The sequence below is a fragment of the Bradyrhizobium sp. BR13661 genome (assembly GCF_029892425.1).
In the GTDB taxonomy this organism is placed as follows: Bacteria; Pseudomonadota; Alphaproteobacteria; order Rhizobiales; family Xanthobacteraceae; genus Bradyrhizobium.
This window is the reverse complement of record NZ_JARXWB010000041.1, coordinates 50729-64544: the sequence shown is the minus strand read 5'-3', so window position 1 is coordinate 64544 and position 13816 is coordinate 50729. Positions and strand designations below refer to the sequence as shown.

General features: G+C 60.1%; 10 protein-coding genes and 2 pseudogenes. 5 read left to right on the top strand and 7 right to left on the bottom strand.

Annotated features, from left to right (window positions below):
• Positions 1 to 143: 143 nt before the first annotated feature.
• The gene (locus M2427_RS38175) at positions 144 to 560 is read right to left on the bottom strand and encodes a hypothetical protein (RefSeq protein ID WP_280711966.1); all 417 of its coding nucleotides are present in this window, start codon (positions 558 to 560) and stop codon (positions 144 to 146) included.
• A 359-nt stretch (positions 561 to 919) separates the two neighbouring features.
• Between M2427_RS38175 and M2427_RS38170 the strand changes: the two genes are divergently transcribed.
• The 5 genes from M2427_RS38170 to M2427_RS38150 all read left to right on the top strand — a co-directional run bounded on the left by M2427_RS38170 (position 920) and on the right by M2427_RS38150 (position 4711).
• The gene (locus M2427_RS38170) at positions 920 to 2233 is read left to right on the top strand and encodes a DUF2130 domain-containing protein (RefSeq protein WP_280711965.1); all 1314 of its coding nucleotides are present in this window, start codon (positions 920 to 922) and stop codon (positions 2231 to 2233) included.
• Positions 2234 to 2711: 478 nt separating this feature from the next.
• Positions 2712 to 2957, top strand: a complete 246-nt coding sequence (locus M2427_RS38165) for a hypothetical protein (RefSeq protein WP_280711964.1) — start codon at positions 2712 to 2714, stop codon at positions 2955 to 2957.
• Between the two features lie 71 nt (positions 2958 to 3028).
• Positions 3029 to 3454: a hypothetical protein gene (locus M2427_RS38160; protein WP_280711963.1), complete on the top strand. Its 426-nt coding sequence runs from the start codon at positions 3029 to 3031 to the stop codon at positions 3452 to 3454.
• On the top strand, positions 3447 to 4298 hold the full coding sequence (locus M2427_RS38155; RefSeq protein WP_280711962.1) for a DUF2971 domain-containing protein: 852 nt from the start codon (positions 3447 to 3449) through the stop codon (positions 4296 to 4298). Before M2427_RS38160 ends, M2427_RS38155 begins: the two co-directional genes overlap by 8 nt.
• A gap of 62 nt (positions 4299 to 4360) precedes the next feature.
• Positions 4361 to 4711, top strand: a complete 351-nt coding sequence (locus M2427_RS38150; protein WP_280711961.1) for a DUF2200 domain-containing protein — start codon at positions 4361 to 4363, stop codon at positions 4709 to 4711.
• A gap of 166 nt (positions 4712 to 4877) precedes the next feature.
• Here the strand turns inward: M2427_RS38150 and M2427_RS38145 are convergent, their stop codons facing one another.
• From M2427_RS38145 to M2427_RS38120, 6 genes and pseudogenes are all read right to left on the bottom strand, one after another.
• Positions 4878 to 5645 carry a hypothetical protein gene (locus M2427_RS38145; RefSeq protein WP_280711960.1) on the bottom strand — a complete coding sequence of 256 codons (768 nt, stop codon included), beginning with the start codon at positions 5643 to 5645 and terminating at the stop codon, positions 4878 to 4880.
• Between the two features lie 142 nt (positions 5646 to 5787).
• Positions 5788 to 7455 carry a transposase family protein gene (locus M2427_RS38140; RefSeq protein WP_280711959.1) on the bottom strand — a complete coding sequence of 556 codons (1668 nt, stop codon included), beginning with the start codon at positions 7453 to 7455 and terminating at the stop codon, positions 5788 to 5790.
• Positions 7456 to 7675: 220 nt separating this feature from the next.
• A pseudogene (istB, locus tag M2427_RS38135) lies at positions 7676 to 8398 on the bottom strand (IS21-like element helper ATPase IstB); the annotation flags it as partial.
• An 8-nt stretch (positions 8399 to 8406) separates the two neighbouring features.
• Positions 8407 to 9897 (bottom strand): annotated as a pseudogene (istA, locus tag M2427_RS38130) (IS21 family transposase); the annotation flags it as partial.
• Positions 9898 to 10523: 626 nt separating this feature from the next.
• Entirely contained in the window at positions 10524 to 12401 is a 1878-nt protein-coding gene (locus M2427_RS38125; RefSeq protein ID WP_280711958.1) for a UvrD-helicase domain-containing protein, read from the bottom strand.
• A complete protein-coding gene (locus M2427_RS38120) occupies positions 12394 to 13797 on the bottom strand; it encodes an AAA family ATPase (protein ID WP_280711957.1) in 1404 nt (467 codons plus the stop codon). The genes M2427_RS38125 and M2427_RS38120 overlap by 8 nt, the downstream gene beginning before the upstream one ends.
• Positions 13798 to 13816 lie beyond the last annotated feature (19 nt).

Genomic DNA, 13816 nt, shown 5'->3' with positions numbered 1-13816 from the left:
GCCCGAGACGCAGCGAGCGAGAAATAGATCGTCAAATCAACGGGAAACTCACACTCACTCACCCAGCTCCAAAGCCGAAACAGCATACTTTGGAACAAATTCTTATTTCACGAACCCCGAAATTCGCTGATTCACTAGGTTTGTTATGACGCAATCGCTCGTCTTCGCCGGACAGCGTCGCGTTGGCGTCGCCTCCGTTCCCGAATGCGTCGAACTGGCGCTATCAAAGGCATCGGTGACAGCGTCGTGGCCGGCGTCGGCTCGTCGACCGCGCAGATGGGAGGCAGTTCCGTTGTTGGGGCGGGTGCGGGCCGCGCCTCCATGATCTCGAGAACCGCGCGTCCCTTGTCGGTGATACGCCAGCCGCCGTTCATCCGCCCGATGAGACCTTGGGAGAAGATATCCAGGTCGGGCACGCGGGCCGCCAATCGCTTCGTACGTTCGGCCCAGTCCCGTCCGCTGGTCGCCAGGATCGCCATATCGCGCTTGAGGTCCGCCATGGCGGCGAACCCGTCTGGATAGCTGACCAGCACCTTGAGAACCGTCACCTGGAAGTTCACTGCCCCACCCGTACCCGGCTTCCGCGAACTTACTTCCTCGGCATCTTAGGAGCATTCGTGAGCCTCTGTCGATTCCCGACATTCATCCGCGGGCGTCCGTTGGAGGTGCGCAGCGCCAAAATCCTTGTTGGGCATGACAACGGCTGAAGATTCCAGGTCGGATAGTTCGGCTCGCGAATTGCCCCCCGACAGCTCGCGCAGGCAGGGCTGGTACGTCGATATGTCGACGATGCGGATTCCGTGGAAAACCCGCCGGTCGGGCCGCTGATTGACGCCCGGCTGTGGACATTGAGAGCTACGACATCGAAATCGAGCGAGGATGATGTTGAATCCGGCCGCACCGATGAGAGGGAGAGTTCATGACTTTCAAAGCAACCGCAGCCGGCGCCTCGCACGAGCCGACCTTACATTGCCCCAATTGCAATCACGAAATCCGGCTGACCGAGTCGCTGGCCGCTCCCCTCCTCGCTGAAACCCGTCAGCGCTTTCAAGAGCAACTGGCCAGCAAAGATGCCGAGATGGAGCGCAAGACCGAGGCGCTGCGGCTGGAACGCGAGCAGGTGGCGAAGGACCGCGCGCAAATCGAAGACCAGGTTGCGAGGCGATTGACCGCCGAACGCGCCCAGCTGGTCGCGGCCGAAAGCAAGAAGGCGCGGGAGGCGGCCGCGGCCGAGCTACAGACGAAAGAGGCGGAAGCTGCGGAGCTGCGAGCCACCCTGCTCTCCAACAACATGAAGCTTGCCGAGGCCCAAAAGCAGCAGGCTGAACTGATGCGGCAGCAGCGGGCGCTCGAAGAGGAAAAGCGCGAGCTCGACCTGACGATAGAGAAGCGCGTGCAGGCCTCGATCAGTGAGATCCAGATCAAGGCCAGGCAGGAAGCCGACGAGGCAGCGCGCTTGCGCGTCGCCGAGAAGGACCAGACCATCGAGTCGATGACACGCACGATCGAGGAACTCAAGCGCAAGGCCGAACAGGGATCACAGCAATCTCAAGGCGAGGTTCTCGAGCTCGAGCTCGAAGAGCTTCTGCGCGGGCGTTTTCCAACCGATTCGATTGAGCCGGTTGGCAAAGGTGAGCTCGGGGCGGACGTTATTCAACAGGTGAATGGTGCTATTGGCCAATCTGCCGGCATCATCCTTTGGGAAACCAAGCGCACGAAGGCTTGGAGTGACGGGTGGCTCGCCAAATTGCGTGACGACCAGCGTCGTTCCGGCGCCGACGTCGCTCTGATCATCTCCCATGCGCTGCCGAAACATATCGAGCAATTTGACCTGGTCGACGGTGTATGGGTGGCTCATCCGCGATGCGCATTGCCGGTCGCCGTGGCGCTCCGCCAGGGTCTGATCGATGTGAGCAGCTCGCGCCTCGTTCAGCAGGGTCAGCAGAGCAAGATGGAGCAGGTTTATCACTATTTGACCGGCACGAAGTTTCGGCAGCGCGTCGAAGCGGTGGTCGAGAAGTTCAACGACATGCGTGAGGACCTCGACAAGGAGCGCAAGTTCATGGGTCGTCAGTGGGCCAAGCGGGAGACGCAGATACTGGCCGTCGTGGAGTCGACGGTCGGCATGGTCGGCGACCTGCAGGCGATCGCTGGCAAGGCCATGCCGGAGATACCGAGCCTCGAAGTGCCGCTGCTTGAAACCTCTGCCGTCTCTGAGCGGAGAGCGAGCTAGTTAGTCGCCCCCGACCGGGAATCAGGTCGCTTTGCTTCCCTATGGAGGCGGCAGAGGGGACGCGGCGATGGCGTCACGGCGATCCTGAGGTTCGGTCCCAACAACAACGCATGCGGCGCAGATGATGTTGACGATCGCGTAACGGTACCAATTGGCACTGCGATGTTCCATATTGAGCTCGCGCGATCTCTCGAAGACCGCCACCATCATCAAGGGCCTTGCTCGGCTCTCACGTCTACCCCAAGAACCCTTTACGCGGTGGCCAGAATTGTCACTGGTGGATTGTTGAAAGCGGCGACAACTAACCTACAATGCTATTTCCCTATTTGTTCTATATTTGATAAGAACATCGCTCCCAAACAACAGCAACCGGCCAGGTAACCCGCCAAAACCCTGGGCGCTGTCCTCTGCGCCCGCGCAAGGCGCAACCGAATCGGATATGTTTTCGGACCGATTAGCTCCCAATTTAGGTCCCGACATGATGCAACGATCCGACATCGTTTCGGCCGGCATCCCGCCTAGCGTCGAGGTCGACGAGATGCTGGCGTGCCCGTCGTTGACCGACGTCCCGCCCATCTGGCTCGATGCGCTATCGAGGGCAAGAATCTACCTCGATGCCGCGAACATCCTGGAGGACGGGTCGCCGCGCCTTTGCCAACTGATCGACGCCGCCGGTGACATCGAAGAGGTAGCGATCCGGGCTCTGTCACGGGTTGTGGCGTGATCGGCGAATGGCTTGGCCTCTCCAAGCTCCTGCCCGGCGCCGCCTCTGCTGCGAAGGCGGTCTACGGCCGCGTGGTCGGAAAGTCGCCCCGGCTCAACTTTGACACCACGAGCGGCGGCATCGAGCTGCACGTCTTCAACACGAAAGACGAGACCATTATCGTCGAGAGCGTCCAGGCCTCGCCGTCGCTGCTCGGCTTTTCGGAAGGAGCAGCACTGCGCGACGTCCTCAGGGCTGCAACGCATCAGGTGAATGGTGCTGATGAGGAGCGTCCAATTGCGGTGATATCTCCTGGCGAAAAGGCCGAGATTAGGATTCTTAAGACAACACTGGAGGGCAATCAGGCCGATCAGCTTATTCGCGTCACCGTTCGCTGGCGCACAGCCCGCCGTCGTCCATTCTCGAAAAGCGTGATCTCAATCCGGATCAGCGTTCGGGACATTCGCGACCTGCTTGTCGAGGTCGACCGCAAGCAGCCCGGGATCGTAATTGTCTGAACTTCATCGCAAGAGCCGCCCACACCGCATGATTTTGTACCACTACACCTCCGCCGCAGGCCTTTATGGCATCGTTGCCAGCAAATCCCTGTGGACGTCGCATTACCGCTTTCTCAACGACACGTCCGAGTTTCGGCACGGCTGGGACATCGTGATCGCAGCCATCGAGCGCCGGAGCGCCGAGATCGGGCAGATATCGTCGCTCGCCTGGGAGACGATAACGCTGTTTCGAGCGCACAGTGAAAGCGTACATGCGTTCGTCGGGTCCCTCACCTCCAACGGTGATCTGCTGTCGCAATGGCGCGGTTATAACCACGGACAGGGTTTCTCGATCGGCTTCGACGCGGACTGGCTGGTGCAGAACGCCGCCGCGCAGGGCTTCGACATCACCCCCGTGATCTACGACACCGCACAACAGCACGCGGCCGCCGACGCGGCTGTCGCTCTGCTCATTGCGCTTCTGTTGGAAGGAACGGACGAGCCGGAAGGCGCTCGCGCCCAAGTCAAGCGATGGTGGCCGCATGCGCTGAAAACGGCACTCGTTCTCAAGAACGAGCATTTCCGTGAGGAGTGCGAATCCCGACTGGTCTGGGCCGATGTGTCCTGGCCGCCCGGGCTGAAAACGCGCCTCTCCCCTGCCGGACTCGTTCCCTACCGGTCATGTCAGTTCAACGAAGTCATCATCCACAATTCGACCTCGCACCCCAACAACTGCGGCATCGAAGAAATCATCGTCGGGCCGGCCCTCGCGCCGCAGCAGGTCTGGGCGGTCGAGGCACTGCTGGCCACCCATCACATGCGTCTTGCAATCAAACGCTCCGCGATACCGTATGTCGCGGACTGAAGGCCTTTGCGCCTGATATGCTTGCCTGTCGCATGACCGGCTGTCTTCAAGAAAGTGGCGCCATGGCAAAACACCGGATCTACACGACGAGCTTCGCCAGCGTTTACCCGCTCTACGTTGCCAAGGCCGAGAAAAAGGGGCGGACCAAGGCCGAGGTCGATCAAATCATCGCGTGGCTGACCGGCTATGGTCCAAAGGACCTCGAGGCAGAGCTAGCACGCAAGGCCGATTTCGAGACCTTCTTTGCGGAAGTGCCTCGGCTCAATCCGTCGCGGGCACTGATCAAGGGCGTGATTCGCGGCGTGCGCGTCGAGGACATCAAAGAACCAACGATGCAAGAGATTCGCTACCTGGACAAATTGATCGACGAACTGGCACGCAGAAAGGCCATAGAGACACTTCTCAGACAATGACGTTGTCTGGGGCCGCGCATTATCGTCGCTGGCGCGAACTCGTTCCTTTGCCTGATTATTTAGCCTCGATCTCGTTGGGTAGCTCGATGCTATTCCTCCTACGCCACGCTATCACACAATCACCCTATGCGCCTGTGGAACGCGCTCGGATGTGGCTCGGCCCGTGCTAGGATTGCTGCTCTTTCCACCGACGATGCTGCTCACGAAGCGCAGCCTCAGTTGCGGCAAGCTGGCGATTGTAGTCCAGTTCGCCGGGGCTTTTGGCAGCCACTTGCCCAGAGACGATAACGAGCCGCCACGCCGCGTACTCGTGAAATGGGTTTAGGCCGATAACGTTACCGAGCGTGAGGTCACTCGGCGCCGGCGCCAACAACAACCTGGAGAAGGCTGTGATGGCGGCATTCATATCCCAATTCGAAACGAACAGCACCAAGGCGCACAAGGCAAGCAATGCGACCGGTGCTCCTTTTAACCTAAAAGACTCCGGACGGACTTTACCAATATCGATTCCGCCATTCACCGCGACGAAGGCGGCAAGCGAGACCGCCGCGTCGTAGTAGCGCTGGAGTACAGTCGGATCGAACACCTCGCGCTGATGGTGCTTCCGAAGGAGCTCTCCCGCTTGTCGACAACTCCCGTCGTCGATTGGGACACCCCTTACCAGAAGGAACAGGTGCTCATGATCTTCGGTGAACTGATACCTGGCTGCGGCTTTCCAATTGAATGCGGGCATTTCCGCCTGAACTGGGTGGAATGTCCAGCGCTGGTAGCTGGGATGACGATGGAGTGCTCGCGTCCAGGAAATCGCCTCTGGCGACGTTGTCAGGGTGAAGCGGCTGCCAGACTTGAGATCGAAAAACCATTGGCGCATGTCCCGAATACGCCGTTGGTCAAATAACCCTTGCTCGATACCTTTGCATACGAGGAGTCTCACGGCCCTTGTTTCTGTGCTTTTCTCCGAACCGAAGTCGATGAGGCTTGCCTGCGCGGATCGATCCTCGTCATCGCCGTAGAACTCGCAGAATGTGTCAATCGGCGTTCAAATTTGACCCCTCGTATTGCCTCACTTGCAGATGTTACCCTGGTGGCGCCGTGGCCGATGACGATCCGAGGTCGATTGATGGGCCGCGCCAGGTAGCTTTCCCGGCTTGCTCGGTGATAGGGGCTGTGGGCGGGTCGGGCCCTACATAGCCCGAGCCGTCCACAACCCCGGGAAATGGGGCCACAGTCGCGGCGTCGCCATGCGGCTTCTCCGCGACCAACTGCTTAGCAGTCTTCCGTCGAAGCACCCTCAGCAGACGCTGTACAATAGAATGCTGCTTCGGCCCGAACTCCTCAGGGCATTTCTCGCTCAGCCGGCAGACAATGGCGAGCGCAGTTAGCTGCGGCTGCTCGGCGAGCCAACCCTCGATCACAGCAATATGCGGGTCGAGCTTCGACGGCATGCGAACCCTGGTCTTGTAGGGCCGACGGGTGCGACGGTGCGTAGCACGGGTCTCGCCGACCGACGCCGTCCTACCGAGCGTCTTCGCGAAGGTCGCTGCGATCGCCGGCGCGGTGCTCGTGTAAGCGGGTTGCAGGCCGCGCGCCCGTCCGGCACGACGATCGACGCGATTGCCGAGTTCGTCCTGGGTTGCGCGAATCTCGGCCAACAGCCCGACCGGATCGAGCGACCGATACTGATCGCGCAGCCGTTTCTTCACGGCGGCAGTCACCTTGGGATGCGCCAATGCACGCTCATAGGGCGTCGATGGGAGATGATAACGCTTGATCACTTTAGCCCCTTCGCGCCGCTTCTCCTTCAGCTTGAATGACGGCTGGAAGAAGTTGACGTAGAGCCGTGCCGCCGCATAGAGGCGGCCCATCACGCGCGCCGTCTCGACGCCATCGAAGCGGCCATAGCCCATAAGGCGGCGGACGACGGCACCATTCTTCTGCTCGACGAACGCTTGGTCGTTCTTCTTGTACGCGCGCGAGCGTGTAACTTCGAGCTTCTGTTCGCGACACCATGGCACGACGACATCGTTCATGAAGGCGCTGTCGTTGTCGAAGTCCACACCGCGCAAGAGCCAGGGGAACAGGCTCTGTGCGCGATTGATCGCCTCGACGACCAGCGAACCTTCCCGCGTCACCAACGGCAGGCACTCCGTCCAGCCCGTGGCGACATCGACCATCGTCAGGGTCTGGATGAACGAACCTGCCACCGACGTGCCGCCATGGGCGACCATGTCAACTTCGCAGAAACCGGGCGGCGGGCTGTTCCAGTCATTGAAGGTGCGGATCGGGACCTCGCGCCGGATTGCCGAATAAAATCCGGCACGGCGCCGCCTACCGCCGCTCGCCGCGATCTTCGCATCGACGAGCAGGCGATCGATGGTTGCGGCGCTGATGACCAGAACACGATCACGGTCCGGCTGGCCAAGCTGCAATCGGCCATGTTGCTCCAGCGCTGGCAACAAGGTCGGGATCATCACCTTGAGGCGCTTGCCGCACACCCGATCCGACGCCTCCCACAGCGCCGTCATCGCGTCCTTGATCGTCGCACCATATCTACGCTTGCGCTCTCGAGGTGCCTCGATTGCGCCGGGCCCAACCGTTGCGCGTCGCCGGAGTGCGCGCACCGCATGCTTGCGATGCCAACCCGTCGTCGCGCACAGCTCGTCGAGGATGCGCCCCTTCTCCGCCCGTTTGGCCGACCGGTAACGCTCCATCACCGCCGACAACACTTCGCGCCTCGCGCCCATGCTGATCTTTCCCGCCATAGAGGCCACAGAACCGATTTGGTGGCGCTGCTGCATTCATCGGCGAGAAGTTGTCCAGTAACATTCTGGGTGAGGCAATGCGCCCCTCATCGGCGTCCAATTTTGACCCCTTCGCGCGGCGAGCTTTGGCGGTAGCGCTCGTCTCGTCGGAGCTGGCCGGGATAGCGGAGGCGAGACGAGCGCGGGTGGCGTGATCGTCGTCTCGGCTCTTGAATCGCCAGCTATCGTTGCCGGTCTCGACAATGTCGCAGTGATGGGTCAATCGGTCGAGCAGCGCGGTAGTCATTTTGGCGTCGCCGAACACGCTCGGCCATTCGCCGAAGGCGAGATTGGTGGTCACGATGACGGAGGCGCGCTCATAGAGCCTGCTGACGAGGTGGAAGAGAAGCTGGCCACCGGACTGGGCGAAGGGCAAATAGCCGAGTTCATCCAAAACGATGAAGTCCATCCTGGTCAGATGCTCGGCGAGCCGACCTTGCCGTCCATTGCGGGTCTCGGTCTCGAGGCGATTGACGAGGTCGACTACGTTGAAGAAGCGGCCGCGGGCACCGGATCGGATGCAGCTTCTGGCGATGGCAATGGCCAGGTGGGTCTTGCCTGTGCCGGTGCCGCCAACCAGCACGACGTTGCGTTGTTGGGCAATGAAGCCGCCGCCAGCTAGATCATTGACGAGGGTCTGATTGATCGGGGTGCCGTCGAACTGGAAGTCGGCGATGTCCTTGGCAAGCGGCAGCTTGCAAATGGTGAGCTGGTATTTGATTGACCTGGCTTGCTTCTCGTTGACCTCGGCGTTGAGCAGGTCGCCGACAATGCGCTGAGGTTCGTGCTGGCGCTTGACGGCGATTGCCATGATCTCGTCGAAGGCAGCCTTCATGCCGTAGAGCTTGAGTTCGCCCATGAGGTCGAAGATTTGGGTTCGTTCCATCAGATGGTCCTCCGGAGGTTGTCGTAGCGGGCACAATCGGCGATCGGCGCATGACGGAGCGTCAGTGCGGCTGGCGTCATGATGTTTGCTGGTGGAGCGGGTTCACGTTGACGGGCCAGGATATTGAGCACGACATCGGCGGAATGGACGCTGTGACTGAGCGCTTCGGCACAGGCCGCTTCCACTGCAGGCAGACCGTCAGTCAGCACCGCGTTGAGGATGTCGACCATCTGCCGATTGCCATCGTCGGTGCTGGCAAGCTTGCGCCGGATCCGCTCGATCGCGGCCGGCAGCACCCAGTCTTTGAAAGGAGCACCGTTGCGCAAGGCGCCGGGTTTGCGGGCGAGCACTGGCACATAATGCCAAGGGTCGTAGACGGTATCGCCGCGGCCAAAGGATCGCGGGTGCTCGGCAACGATGCCTCCATCCTGACGGATCACGATGCGATCGGCATAGGCTTGAACCTCGACCGGGCGCCCGACGGCGCTGGCTGCGACCGAGTACTTGTTGTTATCGAAGCGCACCAGGCAGGTCTTCGAGACCGACGCCGTCACCGCATGGAAGCCGTCGAAGCGGCCGGCGTAGGGCACGAGCTTGGGGCGTTCGGCTTCGAACACGTCCCAGATCGTCTGATCGATCAGCTCCGGATGGCGATGTGCCTTGGCGTAGGCGATGCATTTGTCGAGCAGCCAGGCATTTAACTCGTCCAGACTTTTGAACCGCAGCCGCGGCGTGAAGAAGCGCTCCCGGACCAGCCCGACCTGGTTCTCGACCTGCCCCTTCTCCCAGCCCGACGCTGGCGTGCAGGCAACCGGATCAACCAGATAGTGGCTGCACATCTGCAGGAAGCGGCGATTATAGCGGCGATCCTTGCCGACGAAGATCGTCTCAACCGCAGTCTTCATGTTATCGTAGATGCCGCGCGTGCAGGTGCCCTTGAACAGGGCGAACGCCCTGTCGTGGGCGTCGAAAACCATCTCCTGCGTCTCGCGCGGATAGGCCCGCACGAACAGCATGCGGCTGTGGCAGAGGCGGACATGGGCGGCCTTGACCATCACCGTGGTGCCGCTCAGCAGGACCACCTCGTGGCTCCAGTCGAACTGGTACGCTTCGCCCGGTGCAAAGCTCAGCGGGACATAAGCAGCCGCGGTCGATTGCCCGCGTTCTTTGCTCCACCGCCTGGCGTAACGCCGCACCGCATCGTAACCGCCGTCATAGCCGCGGCCGCGCAGCTCTTCGAAGATCCGGATCAACGTCAGCTGTTCACGAGCCGATTTAACCGCGTTCGCCGCGAGCAATCCGTCAAGCTCTACGGCCCATCGTCCCAGCTTTGGCCGCGGCTGCACCTGCCGCTCGTACTCGAAGGAGGTCTCTCCGGACCTCAGCACCTTCCGGACCGTGTTCCGCGACACCTTCAGGTCGCGGGCGATCTCCTTGATCGTCTTGCCCTTGATGAAGTGCTCGCGCCGAATCCGCGCAATCGTCTCCACGACCAGCATCCCCGACCACCTGCTTCATTCCAAAGCAGGCAGCGCAACAGACCAACCTACAGGGGGTCAATTTTGGACGCCGATCCCCCGGCTTAGGGGGTCAATATTGCAGGCCGAATGACACAGAATGGGTGGTGGGCGTTGCCGCCATTGGGATCGACGAACCTGAAGTGCGCTTGCCGGAGAACGGCCCTCGATGCGCGCGATCTTGCGGAGCGAACCACGCGAGCGCCGAACTTACCGCACGATGAGCATTGGATGTCGGCGCGGATCGCGTCGCCAGACGCGCTCAGAAGCTCAGCTCCATCTCGTTCCGACGTCGGATTCTGGCCTGTCATCAACATCGCGAGCTGGTCCACATCGAGTTCGCGGGCGAATCTGACTGAAAAGGCAGTTGCGGGCATTTTCCCCCCAAAGCACATTGATTCTCGTGCGTCGGACAGACGAACGATCGACGCAACGGTACACTAAATATCGGCATTGGCTTGAGGACGAGGTCTCATGAACCCCTACATCCGTGCCGGCAAACACCTCGCCGCTCCCCCGCCCGACGTGCCCAGCCGTCGGCTTTGTTTGCTCCTTCAAGCAACCTTGGATGACCGCAACGGCAACGGCAACACCACTTCGCTCACAGATCACACCACAACCACCTCGGCTTCGCCGCTCGCGAACCACTCGCGCTCGACGACCTTGCGCACCAGCTCCTCGGGCGCCTTTGTGTAGCATACGATGGCCAGGCTCTCCTCCGCCCGACTACAGGTGACATAGAGGAGGCGCCGGGTTCTGTCGTTGCTCGTTTCCGAGCCGGCGGCCAGATTCTTGCGGTCGGTATCGCTGGGCGGTTCAACACCAAAGAGCTTGTCGTATTTGAACAGGAAGCCCCGCGCCTCCTCGTCACTTATAACTACCATGACTCGCGGAAACTCGAGCCCCTTTACGCCTTGATGTGTACCAAACGGTGATTTTCCGCTGACGTATTCGTTGTAGGCCTCAATTTGCTCGAAGTTGGTGTTCAGCATCTCGCGCCAGGCCAAGATCTCTCCGGCCTCTCGCTCCTCACTCTCATCCGAGGAAGTATCGTCCGGCGCCGCAAACGGCGCCAACGCCTCCGGAACATCAAAAAGCCCGCTGGCCGCAACATTCTCCAGCACTTCCCGGAACGTCGGCTTGTGCGACGATGCGAACAACGCGAGCAGAGCATCTGCCGCATTCTTTGCAAGCCTGAGCTGCTCGCTGCCCCCCGATTTGAGAGCGTCCGGAGCGAGCAGAGGTGAAGACTCGCGAACAATGCTTGTGAGGGCAAACGCGTCATTTGACCGCAGCGCTTTGACTGCCGGCAGCACCTGTCCACTGAAGAAATTCAACGACGGAGACGTTCCTTCGAGAAGCGAGGTCTGAACGCGGCTTTCTCGATAGAGCGGGCGAAACATCTCGGCAAAGCCGAACCGCACCGCCGCCATATGGTGTTCCAACGTCAGCGTTTTGAAGTTGCGAGGCTGATCTTTCCAGGCTGGATCGCCTGTGACTTCCGCCATTCTATCGACGACGTGCTGCTCGACGCGCTGCTTATCGCTGCCGGCTTCCTGAACCGCGAACAACCTGACGTGTCCCTCCGGCTTGTCCTCGCGCCCAATCTGAACGACGTCATCCACTTCGCTGCGAATGCGGTTGAGTAGGCGAATGACCCGGTGAGGACACCTATGGTTCATAGCCTTGCGCGGGAAGACCCAGCCGTGCAGGCCTTGGCCAAGATCGACCTTACCGTCGGCGTAAATGCGCTGCATCGTGTCCCCGAGTAAGCCGAGCCCAAAATGCTCCGCATTGTCACGCTGAACTTTCAGCAACGCTTCCATGAGGTGACGGTTCGTATCCTGGCTCTCGTCTACCAGCAAAATCGGGTATCGCGAAATCAAGAGGCGCTGAAGCGTGCCTTTTGACGTGAGAAACTCTGATGTGATGCCGATCACCTCAGCGTGGTTCAACGCGTCTCGGGTCCGATTGTCTCCGGTCGGGCTGTAAACGAACTTCACGATTCCATCGAGAGCGGCCAGGCGCCGCTTGCGGCTCTCAAGCGACCGGACGTTCTCTTGGTAGGTCTTGGTCGACCGATTCTTCGTACCGGCGACTGTTGTCTCAAGCTCCGCAATTCGGTTCGTCAATGACGTCCTTACCCAAGACCGGATGTCCTCATTGTGCCCGGATATCAAGGACCAAGCGAAGGCGTGTATCGTCGAGACGTCAATGCGCGGATCATAGTCCAACCGGCGAAGAATCTCGTCGCAGGCCGCATTGGTGTAGGTGATGACACCGAGCTTTTGCCGGGACAGCGCCAGACGCCGTCCAGAGCTCTGTCTTATGTGCTTGATAGCCTCAACCAAAGAACGCGTCTTTCCGGAGCCGGCACCGGCAAACAGAAAGAAGCTTCTGGGGTGATCCAAGTCCAGGCATGTCGCAATGACCCGATCGGCGTCTGAATCGCGATGATCATCGTCGCTGCGCAGATGATCAGGCATCTGCAACCTCCGGTTCCGTCGAGAGTAGTTCAACCTGCTTTCTTCTCAGTTGGTTGTCCAGCCACTCAAGCCCCTCTCCGATGTAGCGCGGGATCTTGAGACTTTCGAAATCCTCCGCCACCAGAATATTCAGTGCAAAAGCTCCTTTGTCCGCGTTGTTTCGGAGGGCCTCGAATAACTGTTCTCCGATCTTTGCTACGTCCGTTGCGCCCGCAATCGCCTCTCGGAACTTTCGGACCAAGCCCGCGCCTTCCAAGCGCCCGAAGAACGCCATGTTCTCAAACGCGAGCGCATCTTCGAATGTGTAAGGCAGAGCAGTCTGCGCAGTCGTGGCGGTCTCTGGCCAAACGACCTCGACCGGCGTTTGGTACGCCACGCAGACCTCGTGCATCAGAACACCCGGAAGCCTCTTGATTACGGCTCCATCCAGCAACTCATCAAGGCTCGATTTCTGCGGCAACCAGGTTTTGAGCGTGTCGTTGTTCGTCGTAAGCCCGGCACCCAGCTTCGGCTGGGCGGCGTGATAGCTGATCTTCTCTTTGGCCGTTTCTGTTGCAGGAGTCACTTTCCTCTCCTGGGCATCGAGATCCGTGATCACCAATGTGGTGAGCCCTAGGTGATGGACGAGCGGCTTGAGCCTATGTGCATGGCTACCGCCCACCTCGAGAATGGTGACATACCCCTGGTCCACCCTTGGGAAGCCGCGGCGAATGAAGTGCGGAAGTAACACGCGCTCGGCAGTTCCCTCGACAAGGATAAGAGCATCAGCAAAGAATAAATCCGCGTGCTGGGCGCGCAGGTAACGAGCGACAAAGCGCGATGTCTCATCCGACTGTCCGAACGCATTGGTGAGGTTCACGACGATAGAGACGGGAACCGCAATGCCGTTCAAGCCCGCAGGAAGGCGCCGGAAGTATCTCAAGCAATCATACTGGATTTCGTGGGCGACGTGACTGGAATGCGTGCTGACAATTAGCTGAGTCCTCAGCAAAGTGCTGGAACGTAAATCCTCATGCGCCCGGAGAACGTCGTACGCTTTCTTGATAAATACCTGTTGGACTTGCGCGTGCAGGTGCGCTTCCGGCTCTTCAACAAGCACGAGATGCAAGGGCTCGAATTCAGTCGCATCGGGGTTACGTGCGGCCTTGCCAACCCGCATCCATGCGTCGCGAAAGCTCATCAGGCGGAAAATCATGGAGATAAGGTTTTGATAGCCGAGGCCGTTGTTTGCCTCCGGCAACCTCGCGATCGGCACCAATTCGCCGCCTTCGCGCACCACGTCCACTTCGAAGGTAATGGCGGTCTGATGGTTCAGACCGTCTACAGGGTGTATTCGAGTCGCTACCCGCGGCTTGGGATCCGTGACTCCGGGGTATCCAAGCCCTTCGACCTCCATGAATGATCTTCCCCCGATA